The sequence below is a fragment of the Citrobacter sp. Cb028 genome (assembly GCF_030336705.1).
Classification (GTDB): domain Bacteria; phylum Pseudomonadota; class Gammaproteobacteria; order Enterobacterales; family Enterobacteriaceae; genus Citrobacter; species Citrobacter braakii.
Genome location: NZ_JAOWCZ010000036.1, coordinates 34,811 through 54,174, shown reverse-complemented (window position 1 = coordinate 54,174; position 19,364 = coordinate 34,811). Strand labels below are relative to the sequence as shown.

The 19,364-nt window shown below is 53.6% G+C and carries 17 protein-coding genes; 11 read left to right on the top strand and 6 right to left on the bottom strand.

Features of this window, described 5'->3' with window-relative positions; all coding sequences use genetic code 11:
- Positions 1-147 precede the first annotated feature (147 nt).
- Together ompR and envZ are read left to right on the top strand one after the other, a co-directional pair.
- Positions 148-867, top strand: a complete 720-nt coding sequence (ompR, locus tag OGV75_RS22365; protein ID WP_001157751.1) for an osmolarity response regulator transcription factor OmpR — start codon at positions 148-150, stop codon at positions 865-867.
- Positions 864-2,216 carry a two-component system sensor histidine kinase EnvZ gene (gene envZ / locus OGV75_RS22360; protein WP_029139732.1) on the top strand — a complete coding sequence of 451 codons (1,353 nt, stop codon included), beginning with the start codon at positions 864-866 and terminating at the stop codon, positions 2,214-2,216. Before ompR ends, envZ begins: the two co-directional genes overlap by 4 nt.
- Before the next feature lie 74 nt (positions 2,217-2,290).
- Here the strand turns inward: envZ and pckA are convergent, their stop codons facing one another.
- Positions 2,291-3,913, bottom strand: coding sequence for a phosphoenolpyruvate carboxykinase (ATP) (gene pckA, locus OGV75_RS22355; RefSeq protein ID WP_016154801.1), 1,623 nt, complete (start codon positions 3,911-3,913; stop codon positions 2,291-2,293).
- A 378-nt stretch (positions 3,914-4,291) separates the two neighbouring features.
- On the opposite strand from pckA, the gene OGV75_RS22350 reads away from it, so the two are divergent.
- Complete coding sequence (locus tag OGV75_RS22350; RefSeq protein WP_286481261.1) at positions 4,292-6,010, top strand: DUF4153 domain-containing protein; 1,719 nt, start codon at positions 4,292-4,294, stop codon at positions 6,008-6,010.
- Positions 6,011-6,092: 82 nt separating this feature from the next.
- On the opposite strand, the gene hslO is transcribed toward OGV75_RS22350, so the two are convergent.
- From hslO to igaA, 4 genes are all read right to left on the bottom strand, one after another.
- Positions 6,093-6,971 (bottom strand): Hsp33 family molecular chaperone HslO, encoded by an 879-nt coding sequence (gene hslO / locus OGV75_RS22345; protein WP_200014181.1) that lies wholly within the window; start codon positions 6,969-6,971, stop codon positions 6,093-6,095.
- A 24-nt stretch (positions 6,972-6,995) separates the two neighbouring features.
- Positions 6,996-7,397, bottom strand: a complete 402-nt coding sequence (gene hslR, locus OGV75_RS22340) for a ribosome-associated heat shock protein Hsp15 (RefSeq protein WP_016157639.1) — start codon at positions 7,395-7,397, stop codon at positions 6,996-6,998.
- Between the two features lie 10 nt (positions 7,398-7,407).
- Entirely contained in the window at positions 7,408-8,076 is a 669-nt protein-coding gene (yrfG, locus tag OGV75_RS22335; RefSeq protein ID WP_016157638.1) for a GMP/IMP nucleotidase, read from the bottom strand.
- Positions 8,077-8,138: 62 nt separating this feature from the next.
- Positions 8,139-10,274, bottom strand: a complete 2,136-nt coding sequence (gene igaA, locus OGV75_RS22330) for an intracellular growth attenuator protein IgaA (RefSeq protein ID WP_019078148.1) — start codon at positions 10,272-10,274, stop codon at positions 8,139-8,141.
- A gap of 322 nt (positions 10,275-10,596) precedes the next feature.
- Between igaA and nudE the strand changes: the two genes are divergently transcribed.
- Positions 10,597-11,157 (top strand): ADP compounds hydrolase NudE, encoded by a 561-nt coding sequence (gene nudE, locus OGV75_RS22325; protein WP_016157636.1) that lies wholly within the window; start codon positions 10,597-10,599, stop codon positions 11,155-11,157.
- Positions 11,158-11,215: 58 nt separating this feature from the next.
- Here nudE and mrcA read toward each other — a convergent pair whose 3' ends face one another.
- The gene (gene mrcA / locus OGV75_RS22320; protein ID WP_286481260.1) at positions 11,216-13,768 is read right to left on the bottom strand and encodes a peptidoglycan glycosyltransferase/peptidoglycan DD-transpeptidase MrcA; all 2,553 of its coding nucleotides are present in this window, start codon (positions 13,766-13,768) and stop codon (positions 11,216-11,218) included.
- Between the two features lie 120 nt (positions 13,769-13,888).
- On the opposite strand from mrcA, the gene OGV75_RS22315 reads away from it, so the two are divergent.
- From OGV75_RS22315 to aroB, 7 genes are all read left to right on the top strand, one after another.
- Positions 13,889-14,668 (top strand): type IV pilus biogenesis protein PilM, encoded by a 780-nt coding sequence (locus OGV75_RS22315; RefSeq protein WP_286481258.1) that lies wholly within the window; start codon positions 13,889-13,891, stop codon positions 14,666-14,668.
- Positions 14,668-15,207, top strand: coding sequence for a PilN domain-containing protein (locus OGV75_RS22310; protein ID WP_103928782.1), 540 nt, complete (start codon positions 14,668-14,670; stop codon positions 15,205-15,207). Before OGV75_RS22315 ends, OGV75_RS22310 begins: the two co-directional genes overlap by 1 nt.
- Positions 15,191-15,646, top strand: coding sequence for a HofO family protein (locus OGV75_RS22305; RefSeq protein WP_131347061.1), 456 nt, complete (start codon positions 15,191-15,193; stop codon positions 15,644-15,646). Before OGV75_RS22310 ends, OGV75_RS22305 begins: the two co-directional genes overlap by 17 nt.
- The gene (locus OGV75_RS22300; protein ID WP_141875804.1) at positions 15,636-16,049 is read left to right on the top strand and encodes a HofP DNA utilization family protein; all 414 of its coding nucleotides are present in this window, start codon (positions 15,636-15,638) and stop codon (positions 16,047-16,049) included. The genes OGV75_RS22305 and OGV75_RS22300 overlap by 11 nt, the downstream gene beginning before the upstream one ends.
- A complete protein-coding gene (hofQ, locus tag OGV75_RS22295; protein WP_131347059.1) occupies positions 15,952-17,199 on the top strand; it encodes a DNA uptake porin HofQ in 1,248 nt (415 codons plus the stop codon). Before OGV75_RS22300 ends, hofQ begins: the two co-directional genes overlap by 98 nt.
- 404 nt (positions 17,200-17,603) lie before the next feature.
- Positions 17,604-18,125 (top strand): shikimate kinase AroK, encoded by a 522-nt coding sequence (gene aroK / locus OGV75_RS22290; protein ID WP_003023552.1) that lies wholly within the window; start codon positions 17,604-17,606, stop codon positions 18,123-18,125.
- Between the two features lie 57 nt (positions 18,126-18,182).
- A complete protein-coding gene (gene aroB / locus OGV75_RS22285; RefSeq protein WP_016154788.1) occupies positions 18,183-19,271 on the top strand; it encodes a 3-dehydroquinate synthase in 1,089 nt (362 codons plus the stop codon).
- Positions 19,272-19,364 lie beyond the last annotated feature (93 nt).

Here is a 19,364-nt window from a genome sequence, read left to right as displayed (position 1 = left end):
TTGCGAGAAACATTGTATACTTAAGCTGCTGTTTAATATGCTTTGTAACAATTTAGCCTGGAATTCATACCAGAATTCGCTGGTGACTCACGTTAGCTTTCTTAAGAATATACACTTAATTGTTGCGAACCTTTGGGAGTAATAACAATGCAAGAGAACTATAAGATTCTGGTGGTCGATGACGACATGCGCTTGCGTGCGCTTCTGGAGCGTTATCTGACCGAGCAGGGCTTCCAGGTTCGAAGCGTCGCTAACGCTGAGCAGATGGATCGTCTGCTGACCCGTGAGTCCTTTCACCTGATGGTGCTGGATTTAATGCTGCCGGGAGAAGATGGCCTGTCTATTTGCCGTCGCCTGCGCAGTCAAAGCAACCCGATGCCGATCATTATGGTCACGGCGAAGGGTGAAGAAGTCGATCGTATCGTTGGGCTGGAAATCGGCGCTGACGATTACATTCCGAAACCGTTTAACCCGCGAGAACTGCTGGCGCGTATTCGCGCTGTACTGCGTCGTCAGGCGAACGAACTGCCGGGCGCGCCTTCTCAGGAAGAAGCGGTCATTGCTTTTGGTAAGTTTAAACTGAACCTCGGTACGCGTGAAATGTTCCGTGAAGATGAGCCAATGCCGCTCACCAGCGGGGAATTTGCAGTACTGAAAGCGCTGGTAAGCCACCCGCGCGAGCCGCTGTCCCGCGACAAGCTGATGAACCTGGCCCGTGGTCGTGAATATTCGGCGATGGAGCGTTCTATCGATGTCCAGATTTCTCGCCTGCGTCGTATGGTGGAAGAGGACCCGGCGCATCCGCGCTACATTCAGACCGTGTGGGGTCTCGGCTACGTCTTTGTTCCGGACGGTTCTAAAGCATGAGGCGAATGCGCTTCTCGCCACGAAGTTCGTTTGCCCGCACGTTATTGCTCATCGTCACCTTGCTGTTTGCCAGCCTGGTGACGACTTACCTGGTAGTGCTGAACTTCGCGATACTGCCGAGCCTCCAGCAGTTTAATAAGGTCCTGGCCTACGAAGTTCGTATGCTGATGACCGATAAACTGCAGCTGGAGGACGGTACGCAACTGGTGGTGCCGCCCGCATTCCGCCGGGAAATTTATCGTGAGCTGGGTATTTCCCTCTATTCCAACGAGGCCGCTGAAGAAGCTGGACTGCGTTGGGCGCAACACTATGAATTCTTAAGCCATCAGATGGCGCAGCAGCTGGGCGGTCCGACGGAAGTCCGCGTTGAGGTGAACAAAAGCTCGCCGGTCGTATGGCTGAAAACCTGGCTGTCGCCCAATATCTGGGTACGCGTGCCGCTGACGGAGATCCATCAGGGCGATTTCTCACCGCTGTTCCGCTACACGCTGGCGATTATGCTGTTGGCTATCGGTGGCGCGTGGCTGTTTATCCGTATCCAGAACCGACCGCTGGTGGATCTTGAACATGCAGCGCTGCAGGTGGGGAAAGGTATCATTCCGCCGCCGTTGCGTGAGTATGGCGCTTCAGAGGTGCGCTCTGTTACCCGTGCCTTTAACCATATGGCCGCGGGGGTGAAGCAGCTGGCCGATGACCGTACGCTGTTAATGGCGGGCGTGAGCCACGATTTACGTACTCCGCTGACGCGTATTCGTCTGGCGACCGAAATGATGGGCGAAGAGGATGGTTATCTCGCGGAATCCATCAATAAGGACATCGAAGAGTGTAATGCCATTATCGAGCAGTTCATCGATTATCTGCGTACCGGTCAGGAGATGCCGATGGAGATGGCGGATCTGAACTCGGTGTTAGGCGAAGTGGTCGCAGCGGAAAGCGGCTATGAACGTGAAATCGAAACTGCGCTGCTGCCGGGTAGCATTCAGGTGAAAATGCACCCGCTGTCGATCAAGCGTGCGGTTGCCAATATGGTGGTTAACGCCGCCCGTTACGGCAACGGCTGGATTAAGGTCAGCAGCGGTACGGAGACGCATCGCGCCTGGTTCCAGGTAGAAGATGATGGTCCGGGCATCAAGCCGGAGCAGCGTAAACACCTGTTCCAGCCGTTTGTCCGCGGCGACAGCGCGCGTAGTACCAGCGGCACGGGCCTGGGTCTGGCGATTGTGCAGCGTATTATCGATAACCATAACGGTATGCTGGAAATTGGCACCAGTGAACGAGGAGGGTTGTCGATCCGCGCCTGGCTTCCGGTTCCCTTCACTCGCGCGCAGGGCATCACGAAAGACGCATAAGAAAGGGAGGCGAAATGCCTCCCTTTTTGTTGCTGTAGGCCGGATAAGGCGAAACCGCCATCCGGCACTCTTCGTTACAGCTTCGGTCCGGCGCTAACCAGCGCTTCACCCGCAGGGGTATCGGTGTATTTCTCGAAGTTCTCGATAAACAGTTTCGCCAGTGCGTTGGCTTTTTCCTGCCACTGCTCCGGAGAAGCATAGGTATTACGCGGATCGAGAATGCGAGTATCTACGCCAGGCAGCTCGGTTGGGATAGCCAGGTCAAACATCGGCAGACGGAACGTTTCTGCGTCATCCAGCGAACCGTTCAGGATAGCGTCGATAATCGCGCGAGTATCTTTGATAGAGATACGCTTGCCGGTACCGTTCCAGCCGGTGTTAACCAGATATGCCTGCGCACCTGCCGCCTGCATACGTTTCACCAGTACTTCTGCGTACTGCGTTGGGTGCAGTGACAGGAATGCTGCGCCAAAGCAGGCTGAGAAGGTTGGGGTTGGTTCGGTGACGCCACGTTCGGTACCGGCCAGTTTGGCGGTGAAGCCAGACAGGAAGTGGTACTGGGTTTGGTCTGCCGTCAGACGAGAGACCGGCGGCAGCACGCCAAACGCGTCGGCGGTCAGGAAGATCACTTTGGTGGCGTGACCCGCTTTTGACACCGGCTTAACGATGTTATCGATGTGATAAATCGGGTAGGACACGCGGGTGTTTTCGGTTTTGGAACCGTCGTCGAAGTCGATGGAACCATCTGCGCGCACGGTGACGTTTTCCAGCAGCGCGTCACGACGGATTGCGTTGTAGATTTCCGGCTCGGCATCTTTAGACAGTTTGATGGTCTTCGCGTAGCAACCGCCTTCAAAGTTAAACACGCCGTCGTCATCCCAGCCGTGTTCGTCATCGCCAATCAGGCGGCGTTTCGGATCGGTGGACAGCGTTGTTTTTCCTGTGCCGGACAGGCCAAAGAAGACTGCCACATCACCTTTTTCCCCGACGTTTGCCGAGCAGTGCATGGAGGCAATGCCTTTCAGCGGCAGCAGGTAGTTCATTACGGAGAACATACCTTTCTTCATTTCGCCGCCGTACCAGGTGCCACCAATCAACTGGATACGCTCAGTCAGGTTGAAAGCCACGAAGTTTTCGGAGTTCAGACCCTGCTCTTTCCATTGCGGGTTAGTGCATTTAGCGCCATTCATCACGATGAAATCAGGTTTGAAATCAACCAGCTCTTCGTCGCTTGGGCGGATGAACATGTTTTTAACAAAATGCGCCTGCCAGGCTACTTCGGTAATGAAGCGTACGGAAAGGCGGGTATCGGCGTTAGCGCCGCAGAATGCATCAATGATAAACAGACGCTTGCCGGAAAGCTGCTGGGTGACTAATCCTTTCAGATGCTGCCAGGTTTCCGGGGAGAGCGGTTTGTTGTCGTTCTTACCTTTACCTTTGTCGGACCACCAGAGCGTGTCGCGCGTGGTGTCGTCACGGACAATATACTTATCCTTTGGCGAACGTCCGGTAAAGATACCGGTATCAACGGCAACGGCGCCCAGGTTTGTTAACACGCCACGCTCATAACCTTCCAGGTTTGGATCAAGTTCCTCCTGGAAAAGCGTGTCGTAGTCTGGATTGTAAACGATATCCTGAACGTCATTGATACCATAAGCCTTGAGATCTTGCGGGGTTAAACTGTTGTTCACACGCATTTCACTGCTCCTTAGCCAATATGTATTACCTGGAATAGTAAGGTTTTTTAGGGATTGCTAACCGCGACAAGGCTCATAGATTTACGCATCCGGGAAAATCACGGATAACCGAATGCGCTGCGACTCCTGTCACAAAGAGGCGGATATTATGGCAGGAAACCCTTTTTTGTTGTGGAAAATGTTCTTAAAACGTTAATAGAGAGTGTTTTTGGCGGGAAACTTGTGAGTGTAATCGCATTCACGTAAGAAAATAACGTAACTCATACATAAACAATATCGATTCACTTCCCGTCGCAGTGGTCCGGGATCGGCCTATCAATGCTCAAAATTGTGAAGTTGATGCGATAATTACCTTTTCTCTTCATTCTGGGTGACGACATGGATAGTGTTGAACTTTCACGTACTACTCGCTGGGGCATGATATCTATCGGCCTGTTACAGGGGATATTGTGCTACCTGCTGATGACATATCTGGTGCCGCATAATGACGGCTGGCTGTTCTATGGCATGCCCGCGACAATTGCTCTCTCCTCGGCGCTTTTACTCACCGTTGTCTCTTTCAAACAACGTGCGCTGTGGTACTGGATGGCGCTGATCTTTGTTGTCGTGCTGGCGATGAGCGTCTGGCTAAAGTGGCAAGTCGAGGGCAGCGATAAGTGGCGGCAAAATGATATTTTTATGTTGTACGGCTGGCGCTTACTGCTGATGGCGATGCTGGCATTGCCATGGATTCAGTACTCGCTCCACGCATCCCGCCAGCAGGCCCGCTATGCGCAGTTTTATACGAGTTTGTGGCTTAATGCGCTGACGTTACTGATTGTCTTTGTCGCCAACGGTCTGTTCTGGATGGTGCTCCTGCTATGGAGCGATATGTTTAAGCTCGTTGGTATTACCTTCTTCGACACGCTTTTCTTTGATACCGACTGGTTTGGCTACGTGGCCTTTGGCCTGGTTACCGCACTGGCGGTGGTACTGACCCGCACGCAGTCGCGTCTGGTTGCAGCGGTCCAAAAGTTACTGACGTTGATCGCCACCGGTCTGTTACCCCTGGTCGCGCTGCTGGCGCTGATGTTTGTGCTGACCTTGCCCTTCACCGGCCTGGAGGCTATCTCGCAGCGGGTGTCTGCGGCCGGGTTGATGTCAGCGCTGGCGCTGCTCCTGCTGTTGTTGATGGCTATCGTTCGCGAGCCGCAGAAAGAGGCGCTTCCCTATCCAGCCGCGTTACGCTACCTGATCAAATGCGCCCTGGTTGTCGCGCCCATCTATATGCTGATTGCCGGTTGGTCACTGTGGGTGCGAATTCAACAGTACGGTTGGACGCCCGAGCGTTTATATGGCGTGCTGGTGGTCTGCGTGCTGCTGCTCTGGTCGTTTGGCTATCTGGCGAGTATTTTAAGCCGTGGGCGCAATTCGCTTGAGCTTCAGGGGAAGGTGATTCTTTGCGTGTCGTTGCTGGCGTTAGGGCTGTTGATTTTGCTGTCGTCGCCGGTTATTGATGCCTGGCGCATCAGCGTCAACAGCCATATGGGGCGGTATCACAGCGGGAAAATTAAGCCGGATCAGGTCAGCCTGTATATGTTGAGTAATAGCGGAAAACCGGGACGTGCGGCGTTGGAGGCATTACAAAAAGATGCGGCGTTTAACCAAGACACTAAGCGCCGGCGCGACTTAAATTCTCTGCTGCAAGGACGTCGCGATCCCATTCAGAACCTGACAGCCACTCAACTAGCGCCGAAAGTGATGATCGCTCCGGGTAGCAGGCAACCCGATGAGACCTTCTGGGCGTTTGTCAAAGGGCAGAGCTACCGCATTACATCCTGCGTTGAGCAGGATGCTTGCGTCCTGGTCGATCAGGACCTCAATGCGGATGGTAAGCCTGAGCAGGTGCTGTATGCTTTTGGCGATGGTGAGAGTCTGGTCTTTGCCAGGAAAGAGGATAAATGGGAACTCATCGCATCAGGTCAGCTACCTGCAGAATTCAATAAGGATAAACTGCTGCAGGCGGTGGCGAATCATCAACTGAATTCAGCCCCCAGAGTTTGGCGTGATATCACCATTGATGGCACCCGATTGCCGATGAATTATTACAACGAGTGAGCGTGTTGCAGATAGCGTTTTGATGGATGGCGGTGCGAACGCCTATCCGGTCGACGATTGTGGGCCGGATAGGCAGTGGTGATTAATGTACCTGCGGGTCCGCCGGGGAAGCGTTGCTGCGGATCTCAGCAATGTCCATGGCGTTAAACAGATAGTGGCTCCCGCAGTAATCGCAGTGCATATCGATCTCGCCTTCTTCCGCCAGAATGCTGTCCACTTCTTCGTCCGGCAGCGTTTTCAGTGCGCCAGCGCAGCGTTCGCGTGAACAGGTGCATTTGAACTCAACGTCCTGCGGATCGTAGAGAGTAACCTCTTCTTCGTGGTACAAGCGCCACAGCACGTCGTTGGCCGGGAGCGTTAACAGCTCTTCAGTTTTGATGGTTTCGGTCAGGGCTGCCAGGTGATCGAAATCATCTGCCTGCGCGTTTTGCGCCGGCATTACCTGCAGAAGCATCCCGCCAGCAGCGGGTTTGCCATCGACGTCGCCAGTACGGATAAACAGACGTGTCGGCAGTTGTTCAGAACGCATGAAGTAATCTTCCAGACAGGCGGCCAGCGTGTCGCCTTCCAGACCAACCACGCCCTGATAGCGCTCGCCTTCTTCTGGGGTAATGGTGATCACCAGGTAGCCGTTGCCTACCAGCGTTTTAAGATCAGCGCCTTCAGGGATATCGCCCTGCATACGGGCCACGCCGCGCATCTGCTGATTGTTGTTGCCGTTAATGACGGCCAGGCTCAGCGGACCATCGCCCTGCAGCTGTACGGTGATATCACCGGCAAACTTCAGCGTGGCGGTGAGCAGGCTGGTGGCGACCAGCAGTTCAGCCAGCACGTTCTTGACCGGCTGCGGGTAAGTATGATTTTCGAGGATCTGTTGCAGGGTTTCCGAAACGGTCACCAGCTCGCCGCGCACGGCAAAGTTTTCAAACAGATAACGATGTAATTGGTCATGTTGCGGCATAATCATCTCTCTTGCAGGTGACAGTCACTCGCTGTCGCCATGTTTAAATCGTAACAGGTCGCGGCGCTCTTTCTTGTCCGGTCGCCTGTCCGGGTGCGGCATGGTTAACGCGTTAAGTTTACGCGCCAGCGCCACTTTTTCGCGTTTTTCTACGCTTTCCGCGGTTTCTTCATACAGCGTAACGGCTTCCGTGGCCGGGCGACGCTGCTCGGTAATAGCCTTGATAATGACCGTTCGCTCGTCATTTCCCTGGCGCAGGGTGAGGGTGGCGTTCAGCTCGACAATCTTGCTCGGTTTGCTGCGCTGGCCGTTGTAATGCACCTTACCGCCTTCAACCATTTCGCGGGCTAGCGCACGCGTTTTGTAAAAGCGTGCAGCCCACAGCCATTTATCCAGCCTGACTTCAGCAGAGGGCTTTTCTTTCATGGCGTCTCCTTCACATCAGTGAGGGGATCAGTCGGCGGTAGTCATTCAGTGACGGATGGCGTGCGTACTGTTTTTCCGCGATGCCTGAGTCGGGATTGGTCACGCCGAGGCAGTAACGAATACCGTACAGAGCAGCGGCGTCGAGAATGGGTTCGCTGTCATCAATAAACAGCGTCTTCTCTGCACTCATTCCCGTTTCTTCAGCCACAGCGTGCCATAACCGCTGATCCTCTTTGGGATAACCAAATGTGTGGGTGGAAAGTAATAAATCAAGGTGTGAGGCCAGACCGGTATGCTCCAGCTTCACCGCCAGGTTATGGGGATGCGCGTTGGTGAGCAAAATACGGCGCTTGCCGCTGGCTTTTAAGGCATCAAGAAACGGTACAGTATCTTCACGCAAAACGGCGCGCGGTCCCTGTTCCGTTGTCATGGCGCAAATATCAAGATCCAGGCATTCGCTCCAGTAATCCAGGCAGTACCAGTTTAGCGTATGCTGCACGGCATGATACTGCTGACGAATATAGTCCTGGGCTTCCTGGGGAGAGATACCCTGCTTCGCGCCATAGGTTTCCGGCACCAGTTTTTGCCAGAAATAGTTATCGAATGCCAGGTCGAGCAGCGTGCCGTCCATATCTAACAACACGGTATCGACATCCTGCCAGGCAATATTGATCTGCATGGAAACTCCCCAGAAGAAAACATGATGCGCGACAGGGTAGCATATCCTGTCGCGCGAGCGTGTTATCGAATCAGGCTTTCCGGGTTGTCAATCAGCGTTGGATTCAGGCAACTTTCGTAGTAGCTCTGAATTTCCGTGATGCGGGAGCGGTGACGCTGGTAGCGTCTGAAAGCCTGTATACTGTTGTAGACAGCGCATCCGAGCATGGAGAACATCAGCAGCGTCGTGCCAAGGTAGCGCCATAATCCTGAACGATCCGGGATACGGTGCAGGCCAATGTGCTGGGTGCCATTGGCGTCGGTCGAGATATTGGTGACGATCCCCTCCGCGCGAAACGGCGTCTGCATCAGCATCTGCGCCAGACGCTGGAAGGCGTTCCACTGTTCCTGTGGGGGATAGTCATATAGCGAGGTTGTCGGCCACGGCTGATCGACCAGATCGCTGCCTTCGTCGCTGATAATCAGGAAACCGCCAGGGGCTGGGCTATTCAGCGTCTGGGCCGCTCGCGCAGTCTCGCGTGAAATAAACGGCGCCGTAGAGGTATTCACCAGATTATCCAACGACTCCGCGCTTACCGGACGCAGCAGCACGTTCACGCCATCCAGTTTGCCTGCATTCGCCCGTTTCACCAGCGCCGTCCAGTCTTTACTGTTACCAAGGTTAACCAGTGCATTTTTTAAACGTACACATTCATCTTTGGCCGCGCACAGATCGGCCGTTTTCAGGACAATCTCGCCAAAATCGTCCAGTAACACCATTCCGGACTTTTGAATTGCCGAGCGTAACGATGCGCTGACGCGAGAGTCATCATCCGCTTTGGGGTGCAGTTGGCGGTTTACCGCCTGCGTGAGCGCGGTGGCTTTATTCACCAGATCGGACTCAGGCAGCGGTAATGCGCGCGCGTCATTCCAGATAATTTGCGTGCAATCGAAAGGCATAAACGGCGCGGAAGGCTGCGCATTCCAGCTCCCCTGGGTATGAATGTTACACATACCCGTACCGCTCAGATGCAGCGTGTCACCCACGCGAACGCCCGCGTTTTCAAGCTGTTTAACGCTGGTGGCTTCGATAGTTTGTGCGCCCTTCATCCAGGAAAGCGTAAGCTTTATCGGCATATCCAGCGGGATCCAAAACAGCAGCATCAGCAGCACCAGCAACGAGCCGCCCGCGATGACGGCGTTGCGCAGCCAGTGCTGTAACGGGAAGTTTTTGACTTCGTCATGAAGCGATAAAAAACGCCCCTGGCGTACAACGTGGCGATCGAGATAAATATCAATATCCGTTTGCTGGCCAAGATCTTGTGCGATGTAAGGCTGCCAGTGCGGTGGATAAATCAGATCAATAATACCTAGCGAGATATTATTAATTTGCTCCTGGTCGTTTTCGCCAAACAGCCCCCAGCGACGCGGCGTACCGCGCAGACAATGAATTTCCCGCAGGGCGGTTTTAGACGGTGGGGCAAACAGCCCCCACAGACCCGCAGCCAGTAGCAGCACCGCGCCACCAACTGTCCACGGAACAAACGTATCCGGGATTATCAAACAGAAAAAGAACAGCAGGAACGATGCGGCAATCAGTAACGCCTCGCGCAATCCCGATGGGCGGCTAAGCGCATATTCTTCATGGGTTTCCTGACGAATATTCAGCAGTTCAATCTGCTCGCTTTCTTCACCGCGAATGGACGCCTGGGTAGAGGCGGTGTGCTGTAACGCATAGCCACGCGCTTCCTGCATATATTCCTGCAGCGTATGGCCGTTCAGGGAGATAACCAGCGGTATCGTATTGGTGTGGATTAGCTCAACGCTGTTTTCGTCATTGATGTATTGTTCCCAGAAAGGGGGAAGATGTACCTCAACGGAATCAAGATAGTAACGCCATTTGTTAGGATCGTCGGTAGTAATGCCGTAACGTGTAATCGCGTGCGTAAGTACGATGACGCTATTACTTTGGGCATTCAGCGTTAATGACACCGGCGCGGAGCTGGCGCCCGTTGGACCAGGTACCTGCTGAATTTGACTAAGGCTTTCGAGATAGTTTTCGACTGCACTGCGCTCTTCAGGCGTGAGTTTACGCTTCGAGGCGTCTGAGAAGACGTTGCTCAAGGGTAAATTTTTCCGTCTGGATTTCGTTCTGAGTAGCCATCCTGCAAGCAATGAGCAGGCCAGCAAAGCAGCTAAAAAAATCAGAATGGTGCTCATGCTTTCCCCATCTTACTTAGTCTGTCAGGCGTGATCAGTCGCACCCTGTTCAATATTCGTGATTCTGTGGTTGGCTATCGGCAAGTGTGGAGTCGAACTTGAGCATCTTTAAGTACAGCCCAGTAAATGCGAATCATAGCAAAATCACTAAAAATGGAATATCAGCAAATTCCTGGAGTTATTTCAACCTATTGACTTTTAATTTGAAATAGGGATTAACTTTTAGTACGTTACATAAATGTAAATAAACGGCAATTCACATTGCCGAAACCGTGCGGTATATCGCACAATAACCCCAGATTTCACAGCAAAGATCCTCACAATGAGCAAATCATTACAGAAACCCACGATTTTGAAAGTGGAAACCGTCGCCCAATCCCGGCTGTTTAAAGTCGAAAGCGTGGACCTTGAGTTCAGCAATGGCGTACGCCGCGTTTATGAACGTATGCGCCCGTCCACGCGTGAAGCGGTAATGATTGTGCCGATTGTGGACGACCACCTGATCCTCATCCGCGAATACGCGGTCGGGACCGAATCTTACGAACTGGGTTTTTCCAAGGGGTTAATCGATCCTGGCGAAAGCGTGTATGAAGCGGCGAATCGGGAGCTGAAAGAAGAGGTGGGGTTTGGCGCAAAAGATCTGACGTTTTTAAAGAAACTCAGCATGGCGCCGTCCTATTTCTCCAGCAAGATGAACATCGTGGTGGCGGAGGACTTATATCCTGAATCGCTGGAAGGTGATGAGCCTGAACCATTACCACAGGTGCGCTGGCCGCTGGCGCATATGATGGACCTGCTGGAAGATCCTGATTTTCACGAAGCGCGTAATGTGAGTGCGCTGTTCCTCGTGCGTGAATGGCTGAAAGGACAGGGGCGGCTTTAATTTCTCTTCACGAATAATAAAAAAGGCGCCGAAGCGCCTTTTTTTGATCGGTCAGGAATCAGAACAGTTCGTGCGTCTCACCATTATCGATAATGGTCGTCCCCACCTCACGCACCGCCTGTTGCGTCGGCTGAGTGCCTTCAATGAAGTATTCTGCGCGGCTGTTGCCACCGCTTGCCAGTTGACCGGTGCTGCGATCGATATTGACCGTCACGATACCCGGCGGCGGCGTCAGCGGCTGCTCAGGCACGCCTTCCAGCACGGACTTCATATAGGCATCCCATGCAGGCTGTGCGCTCTTTGCGCCGCCTTCGTAGCCGGAGATCTGGTCTTTGATCGCCCCAGAAGCCGTCGTGTGCCCGAGGTTGCGGCGATGGTCATCAAACCCGATCCATACCGACGTCACCACGCCTGGCCCGTAGCCAGAGAACCATGCATCTTTAGAGCTGTTGGTGGTCCCGGTTTTCCCGCCGATATCATGGCGCTGTAAATCGCGACCTGCACGCCAACCGGTTCCCATCCAGCCCGGCTCACCAAAGATATTGGTATTCAGGGCGCTTTTAATCAGGAAGGCCAGCGGCGTGTTGATCACGTGTGGAGCGTACTCCTGCGTGCCGCTTTGCGCGACCAGCGCCTGGTTTGCCTGCTCAAGCTGAGGCATAGGCACGGCGGCATTCTGCTGTTCCTGCGAGACGGCGACATCTTCGACGTTACTGTTCTCCAGCACGTTAGATTTCTGGGTATCACCATAAATCACCGGAATATCGCATTCCGGACAGGCAATTTTCGGCTTCGCCTCGAAGATAACGCCGCCCATATCGCTTTCGATCTTACTGATGAAATACGGATCGACCAGGAAGCCGCCGTTAGACATCACTGCATAACCGCGCGCCACCTGCAACGGCGTGAATGAGGCAGAACCCAGCGCCAGCGACTCGGTGTGCACAATGTTCTGTGCCGGGAAGCCGAAACGTTGCAGATACTCTGCCGCGTAATCCACGCCCATCGCGCGCATGGCGCGTACCATCACCACGTTTTTCGACTGACCCAGCCCCTGACGTAAGCGGATAGGACCGGCGTATTGCGGCGGTGAGTTCTTCGGCTGCCAGTCGGAACCCGCGCCGGCATCCCAACGGGAGATCGGCACGTCGTTGAGCATGCTCGCCAGCGTCAGACCTTTATCCATCGCGGCGGTATACAGGAATGGTTTGATGTTGGAACCCACCTGGCGTAACGCCTGGGTTGCACGGTTAAACTTGCTCTGGTTGAAGTCAAAACCACCGACCAGCGCCAGCACCGCGCCGTTTTGCGGATTGATGGAGACCAGTGCGGAGTTGACGTCCGGTACTTGCGCCAGCCACCAGGCATTGCCAACCTGGCGTACCCAGATTTGCTGCCCGGTTTGCACCACATCAGTCACTTTGCGCGGCGTCGGGCCTTGCTGGGTATCCGAGCGGTAAGGACGCGCCCAGCGCATGCCATCCATCCGTAATGACACTGACGTACCATCCGCCAGCGCGGCAATGGCTTCCTGCGGATTGGCGCTGGTAACAACCGCCGGTAGCAGGGGACCATAAGTCGGTAGCGCTTTCAGCGTATCGGTGATTTTCTTGCTGTCCCAACTGCTTTCGCCCACTTTCCACAGCACGTTCGACGGGCCGCGGTAACCGTGGCGCATGTCGTAATCCATCACGTTGTTACGTACTGCCTGCTGAGCAGCCTGCTGTACTTTGCGCGTAATGGTGGTGGTGATGCGATACCCGTCCTCATAGGCTTTCTCGCCATAACGGTTATACATCTCCTGGCGCACCATCTCAGAGAGATACGGCGCGGAGAAGGCGATTTCCGGCGCGTGGTAGTTGGCGTCAATGGCTTCGCCGCGCGCCTGATCGTATTGGGCCTGCGTGATGTAGTTTTCGCTCAACATACGCGACAGTACGACGTTACGTCGCGCGGTTGCCCTTTCCATCGAATAGAGGGGGTTGAAGGTTGACGGCGCTTTTGGCAGACCGGCAATCACCGCAATTTCACTTAAGCTGAGCTGATCAACCGTCTTACCGAAATAGACCTGCGCGGCAGCACCTACGCCATAAGCGCGATACCCCAGGTAAATCTTGTTCAGATACAGTTCGAGGATCTCATCTTTACTCAGCAGTTGTTCAATGCGGATCGCCAGGAACACTTCTTTGATCTTACGCATCAGCGTACGTTCCGGGCTCAGAAAGAAGTTTCTCGCCAACTGTTGGGTAATGGTGCTCGCCCCTTGCGATGCATGGCCGGAGAACAGCGCGACGCTGGCAGCACGGAAGATCCCCACCGGGTCTACCCCGTGGTGTTCATAAAAGCGACTGTCTTCGGTAGCGATAAAGGCTTTAACCATTACCGGCGGCATCTGATCCAGGGTGACCGGGATTCGACGTTTCTCGCCATATTGCGCGATCAGCTCGCCATCAGCGCTGTAAACCTGCATCGGGATCTGTAAACGCACATCTTTGAGCGTCGCGACGTCAGGTAATTGCGGCTCAATATAGCGATAGAGGCCATAAATCGAGCCTGCTCCCAGCAGGATGCAACATACTGCAAGGATTAATAAATACTTTACGAACTTCACTGGAGATTTCCCATTTAGTGGCATTTGGGCAGTTTATAAACAAACGCGCGGTAGTATAAAGGCAAGCCAGACGCATTGATATACCCGTTAAAGCAACGGGTGATAAGGAGATCATCAGCAATGGCTTTCAATATTTGGAAAATTGGTCTGCATATTCAGCAACATGAAGCGCTGGCTGTCGCCGTAGTTCACGACGCATCCGGTTGGTTTCTCCAGCGCTGGTGGCGTATACCGCTGACGCCTCAGGTTATCGTCGATGGCCACATTCGCGAGCCTGAACAGCTTGTCGCAGCGCTACTGCCGTGGAGCCGGGAGCTTCCTCGCCGACACCATATTCATCTCTCTTTTCCTGCCAACAGGACGTTACAAAAAAAGTACCCTCTTCCGGAAATGATGCTGCGCGAGCCGGAGCAAGCCGCATGGTTATCCGGTTCGATGGCGCGTGAGCTGGATATGGCGCCGGATGCGCTGCATTTTGATTATAGCGAAGACACGTTAAGCCCGGCGTTTAACGTCACTGCCGCGCAAAGCAAAGAGATTTCAGCGCTTCTGACGCTTATCCAAACGTTGAAGGTACAGGTTACGGCGATTACGCCGGATGCCAGCGCGTTACAGCGATTTATACCTTACCTGCCAGAACGTCATCAGTGTCTGGTATGGCGTGATGACACCCAGTGGCTATGGGCGACCCGTTCGGCATGGGGGCGTAAATCAACGGGCGATATTGGCTGTATCGACGAGCTTGCCGCGACATTATCGCTTTCCACGACAGCCATTGCGCTATGCGATCCCAGCGGCTTCGATCCTCTAAGCGTGGTGTCCGTACGCCAGCCGCCAATTCCAACGCAAAGCCATCGCTTCACCATTGCACTGGGACTCGCTATGGGAGGCACATGTTGATGATAGCGACCATCAATCTTCTGCCCTGGCGCCAGACGCGACGTCGCGCCTGCCTACGCTTCTGGAGTGTTTTATTTGGCGCTTCGCTACTGCTTAGTAGCGGCGTGTTGTTGCGCTATTACAGCGTTTTGAGCGTAGAAAACCAGGTCGAATTGTTGTTAGCGGATGCCGAAAAGACGCGGGCCGAGGCTTTAATGGCGCTAAAGCCGCGTGTGCAGCTGCGCCAGCAACGATGGCAACAGGTTCAAGCGCGGAACAAACAGCGTGAGCAGACCCGAAGCTGGCAGCGGGTTTTGCAAGGGCTGGCGGAATTACTGCCAGAGCAGGCGTGGTTAACAAAAATAACCTGGCAGCAGGAGACACTGGAACTGACGGGAAACACGCTGAGCTTTGCCGCGCTGAAGGCGCTGGAAGCGCAATTACGCCAGCTGCCGCTGTTTAAATTGGGTAGCCCTGGCGAAACGCAGCAGGATGCGCAGGGACGCTGGCAATTCCACTATCGACTGATGCGGAGCGGTGCGCATGAAAACGCTTTGTGATAGCTGGTTAGCACAGTCGCCGCGCTTTCGGCTCATCTGCGGCGGTGGCTGGATGCTGGGACTGCTCATCGTCGTCATGTTATGCCTCAGCTCCACCGCGCAGAAACGGGTTATGCAACAAGAGGCGCTAAATCAGCAACGAGCGGCCATTCAGGCACAATGGCGAAATTTATATCTGCTGGCGGCATCGCCAGAAGAGCCTGAAGAGACGCTGATTCCGTTCTCCCCACTGCTGTTTCAGACACCTCTTGCACATCTTATCCACTGGCAACCCTCCGCACAGGGCGGAGAAATGACGCTGAAGCCAGGCTGGGATGCCATCCCGCCGATGTTTGTCCAATTAGCGGAGCAAGGGATGAACGTCAGCCGGTTTTCTCTTTACGCAGAAGGTGCGGAGCTGCTGTTAACACTACAACTGGAGCGCCTGAATGATGGTTGAACGCTGGCTGTTGGCGTGCGTAAGCGTACTGATACTCACCGGTATGCGTAATCCCTTCCTGCCGCCGGAGGACCGTTGCCAAATTGCTGAGCTGTCGGCATGGCGCTATCAGGGAATATTGAGCCAGGGCGCGCGACCCATTGGCATTGTTCAGGATAGCCAGAAAAAATGGCAGCGGGTTGAGCGAAATGATGTCCTGAAAAACGGTTGGACGGTTACGCAGATAACGGCCCAGAGCGTAACCCTCGACACAGGGAAAAACTGCGAGCCGTCGCAGTGGCAGTGGCAACGACAAGGAGCGATAAATGAAGCGATGGATGGCATGGATAGTACTCGTACTGGTGGTCGGGATTCAGAGCGTACTGGCGGCGAAATCGCAAAACGTGACGCTGGTGGTCGATGATGTGCCGGTTGTGCAGGTATTGCAGGCGCTGGCCGAACAGGAAAAGAAAAACCTGGTAGTTTCACCGGATGTCAGCGGTGTGCTGTCACTGCATTTGACGGATGTGCCCTGGAAGCAGGCATTGCAAACGGTGGTGAAAAGCGCCGGGCTGGTATTACGCCAGGAAGGCAACATTCTGCATGTGCATTCTGTTCAATGGCAGAGTGAAAATGCGGCTCGTCAGGACAATGAACAGGCACGGCTTCAGGCCAGCCTTCCGCTGGAACATCGCAGTATCATTTTGCAATATGCTGATGCCTCCGAGCTGGCAAAAGCCGGAGAAAAGCTGCTCAGCGCCAAAGGAAGCATGACGGTGGATAAACGCACCAACCGCTTACTGCTGCGTGATAATAGCGTTGCGCTTAACGCACTGGAAACGTGGGTGGCGCAAATGGATCTGCCGGTTGCACAAGTCGAACTGGCGGCGCATATCGTCACGATTAATGAAAAAAGCTTGCGTGAGCTGGGGGTGAAGTGGTCGCTGGCTGACGCACAGCAATCGGGGGCGGTGGGGAACGTCACAACGCTTGCCAGCGATCTTTCTGTATCCACAGCCACATCCCGTGTGGGATTTAACATTGGCCATATTAACGGTCGTTTACTCGAGCTGGAGCTGTCTGCGCTGGAGCAAAAACAGCAGTTGGACATCATCGCCAGTCCACGCTTACTGGCTTCTCACCTGCAACCTGCCAGTATTAAGCAGGGTAGTGAGATCCCTTATCAGGTCTCCAGCGGTGAAAGCGGCGCGACATCCGTCGAGTTCAAGGAAGCTGTATTAGGGATGGAAGTCACGCCCACCGTATTGCAGAAAGGACGAATAAGACTGAAACTGCATATCAGCCAGAATGTTCCCGGGCAGGTGCTACAGCAGGCGGATGGCGAAGTTCTGGCTATTGATAAGCAGGAGATTGAAACCCAGGTCGAGGTAAAAAGCGGCGAGACGATTGCGCTGGGCGGGATTTTTTCACATAAGAATAAATCCGCAGCCGACAGCGTGCCGCTGTTGGGCGACATCCCCTGGCTTGGCTCTCTCTTTCGTCATGATGGTAAAGAAGACGAACGGCGTGAATTAGTGGTTTTTATTACGCCCAGACTGGTTTCAACGCAATAACTTATGCATGAAAAGCCGTTGTTTTTGCACTGAACACGTTTCAGAGATTTGACGTGCGGGTGTATTTAGCATACAAGGAGTACCGATTTGAGTGTCGGTACTTTTCTTTACTTATGCGGCAGTAAATACGCTTTGCCTTTCTGGTGGTGTGTCATAGGCTTATTTGGTGTCATTTGGCTGCGCGATACGTCGCCAGGTCTGATGTTTGCAGGGTAGCATGCCTGCCACGACCAGAAATGCGTAAGGTTTGGTGATTTATTCAGTTGCCAAACCCGCTTGAGTATTGAGATAATTTTCAGTCTGACTCTCGCAATATCTTATGAGGTTTCAGTTCATGTCCTGCTGCGCTGAGTGTCTGCGAAGCGGGTTTACCATTAACGAATAGTCTTAGTAGTACCGAAAAAATGGCAGAGAAACGCAATATCTTTCTGGTTGGGCCTATGGGTGCCGGAAAAAGCACTATTGGGCGCCAGTTAGCTCAACAACTCAATATGGAATTTTACGATTCTGATCAAGAGATTGAGAAACGAACCGGAGCTGATGTGGGCTGGGTCTTCGATGTAGAAGGTGAAGACGGCTTCCGTGATCGCGAAGAAAAAGTCATCAACGAGTTGACGGAAAAACAGGGTATTGTGCTGGCAACTGGCGGTGGCTCTGTTAAATCACGTGAAACACGTAACCGTCTTTCCGCGCGTGGCGTCGTGGTCTATCTTGAAACGACAATTGAAAAACAACTTGCGCGAACTCAACGTGACAAGAAACGCCCGCTGCTGCAGGTAGAATCGCCGCCTCGTGAAGTTCTGGAAGCGTTGGCTGACGAACGCAATCCTCTGTACGAAGAGATTGCTGACGTGACCATTCGCACCGACGATCAGAGCGCAAAAGTCGTAGCAAACCAGATTATTCATATGTTGGAAAGCAACTAATTCTGGCTGAATACACACTCGTCTGCGGGTACAAGTAACTAAGGTGGATGTCGCGTAATGGAGAGGATCACAGTCACTCTCGGGGAACGTAGTTACCCTATCACCATCGCGGCTGGTTTGTTTAATGAGCCAGCTTCATTCTTACCGCTGAAATCGGGCGATCAGGTTATGTTGGTGACCAACGAAACCCTGGCTCCCCTTTATCTCGATAAGGTTCGCGGCGTACTTGAACAGGCGGGTGTTAACGTTGATAGCGTTATCCTTCCCGATGGCGAGCAGTATAAAAGCCTGACGGTTCTGGATACGGTTTTCACTGCGTTACTGCAAAAACCGCACGGTCGTGATACCACGTTAGTCGCACTTGGCGGCGGCGTGATAGGCGATCTGACCGGTTTTGCGGCAGCCAGCTATCAGCGTGGTGTTCGTTTTATTCAAGTCCCGACAACCCTGTTGTCGCAGGTCGACTCCTCTGTTGGCGGCAAAACCGCCGTAAACCATCCCCTCGGTAAAAACATGATTGGCGCGTTTTACCAACCGGCGTCCGTGGTGGTGGATCTCGATTGTCTGAAAACGCTTCCTGCGCGTGAGCTGGCATCGGGGCTGGCGGAAGTGATCAAATACGGCATCATCCTTGACGGTGAATTTTTCAGTTGGCTGGAAGAAAATCTGGATGCGTTATTGCGTCTGGATGGTCCGGCGATGGCGTACTGTATTCGTCGTTGTTGTGAGCTGAAAGCAGAAGTTGTCGCAGCGGACGAGCGTGAAATGGGCTTACGTGCTTTACTGAATCTGGGACACACGTTTGGCCATGCGATCGAAGCTGAAATGGGTTATGGCAATTGGTTACATGGTGAAGCCGTTGCAGCAGGTATGGTAATGGCTGCTCGTACGTCAGAACGTCTTGGACAGTTTACCTCCGCTGATACGCAGCGCATCATTACGCTGCTGCAGCGAGCGGGCTTGCCGGTCAATGGACCGCGTGAAATGTCCAGCGAGGCTTATCTGCCGCACATGCTGCGAGATAAAAAAGTGTTAGCGGGAGAGATTCGTTTAGTGCTTCCGCTGGCATTAGGGAAGAGTGAAGTGCGCGGCGGAGTGTCGCACGAGGTGGTTCTTAACGCTATTGCTGATTGCCAGCCGGCGTAACAACAAGAAAGGTCTGGCTTGCGTTGCGAAACGTAGGTCTTTTAGCTTCAGGTTATGTGCAAAGTCGTAAGCATTAACCTTTGAGTGGGGTGT

What these genes read in the sequence shown, in the direction of transcription:
- igaA (WP_019078148.1), bottom strand. Translation starts at nt 10,274, where the DNA reads ATGAGCACCATTCTGATTTTTTTAGCTGCTTTGCTGGCCTGCTCATTG.
- OGV75_RS22300 (WP_141875804.1), top strand. Translation starts at nt 15,636, where the DNA reads ATGATGGTTGAACGCTGGCTGTTGGCGTGCGTAAGCGTACTGATACTC.
- aroK (WP_003023552.1), top strand. Translation starts at nt 17,604, where the DNA reads ATGGCAGAGAAACGCAATATCTTTCTGGTTGGGCCTATGGGTGCCGGA.
- aroB (WP_016154788.1), top strand. Translation starts at nt 18,183, where the DNA reads ATGGAGAGGATCACAGTCACTCTCGGGGAACGTAGTTACCCTATCACC.
- OGV75_RS22350 (WP_286481261.1), top strand. Translation starts at nt 4,292, where the DNA reads ATGGATAGTGTTGAACTTTCACGTACTACTCGCTGGGGCATGATATCT.
- OGV75_RS22315 (WP_286481258.1), top strand. Translation starts at nt 13,889, where the DNA reads ATGGCTTTCAATATTTGGAAAATTGGTCTGCATATTCAGCAACATGAA.
- nudE (WP_016157636.1), top strand. Translation starts at nt 10,597, where the DNA reads ATGAGCAAATCATTACAGAAACCCACGATTTTGAAAGTGGAAACCGTC.
- hofQ (WP_131347059.1), top strand. Translation starts at nt 15,952, where the DNA reads ATGAAGCGATGGATGGCATGGATAGTACTCGTACTGGTGGTCGGGATT.
- OGV75_RS22310 (WP_103928782.1), top strand. Translation starts at nt 14,668, where the DNA reads ATGATAGCGACCATCAATCTTCTGCCCTGGCGCCAGACGCGACGTCGC.
- hslR (WP_016157639.1), bottom strand. Translation starts at nt 7,397, where the DNA reads ATGAAAGAAAAGCCCTCTGCTGAAGTCAGGCTGGATAAATGGCTGTGG.
- yrfG (WP_016157638.1), bottom strand. Translation starts at nt 8,076, where the DNA reads ATGCAGATCAATATTGCCTGGCAGGATGTCGATACCGTGTTGTTAGAT.
- hslO (WP_200014181.1), bottom strand. Translation starts at nt 6,971, where the DNA reads ATGCCGCAACATGACCAATTACATCGTTATCTGTTTGAAAACTTTGCC.
- ompR (WP_001157751.1), top strand. Translation starts at nt 148, where the DNA reads ATGCAAGAGAACTATAAGATTCTGGTGGTCGATGACGACATGCGCTTG.
- envZ (WP_029139732.1), top strand. Translation starts at nt 864, where the DNA reads ATGAGGCGAATGCGCTTCTCGCCACGAAGTTCGTTTGCCCGCACGTTA.
- OGV75_RS22305 (WP_131347061.1), top strand. Translation starts at nt 15,191, where the DNA reads ATGAAAACGCTTTGTGATAGCTGGTTAGCACAGTCGCCGCGCTTTCGG.
- pckA (WP_016154801.1), bottom strand. Translation starts at nt 3,913, where the DNA reads ATGCGTGTGAACAACAGTTTAACCCCGCAAGATCTCAAGGCTTATGGT.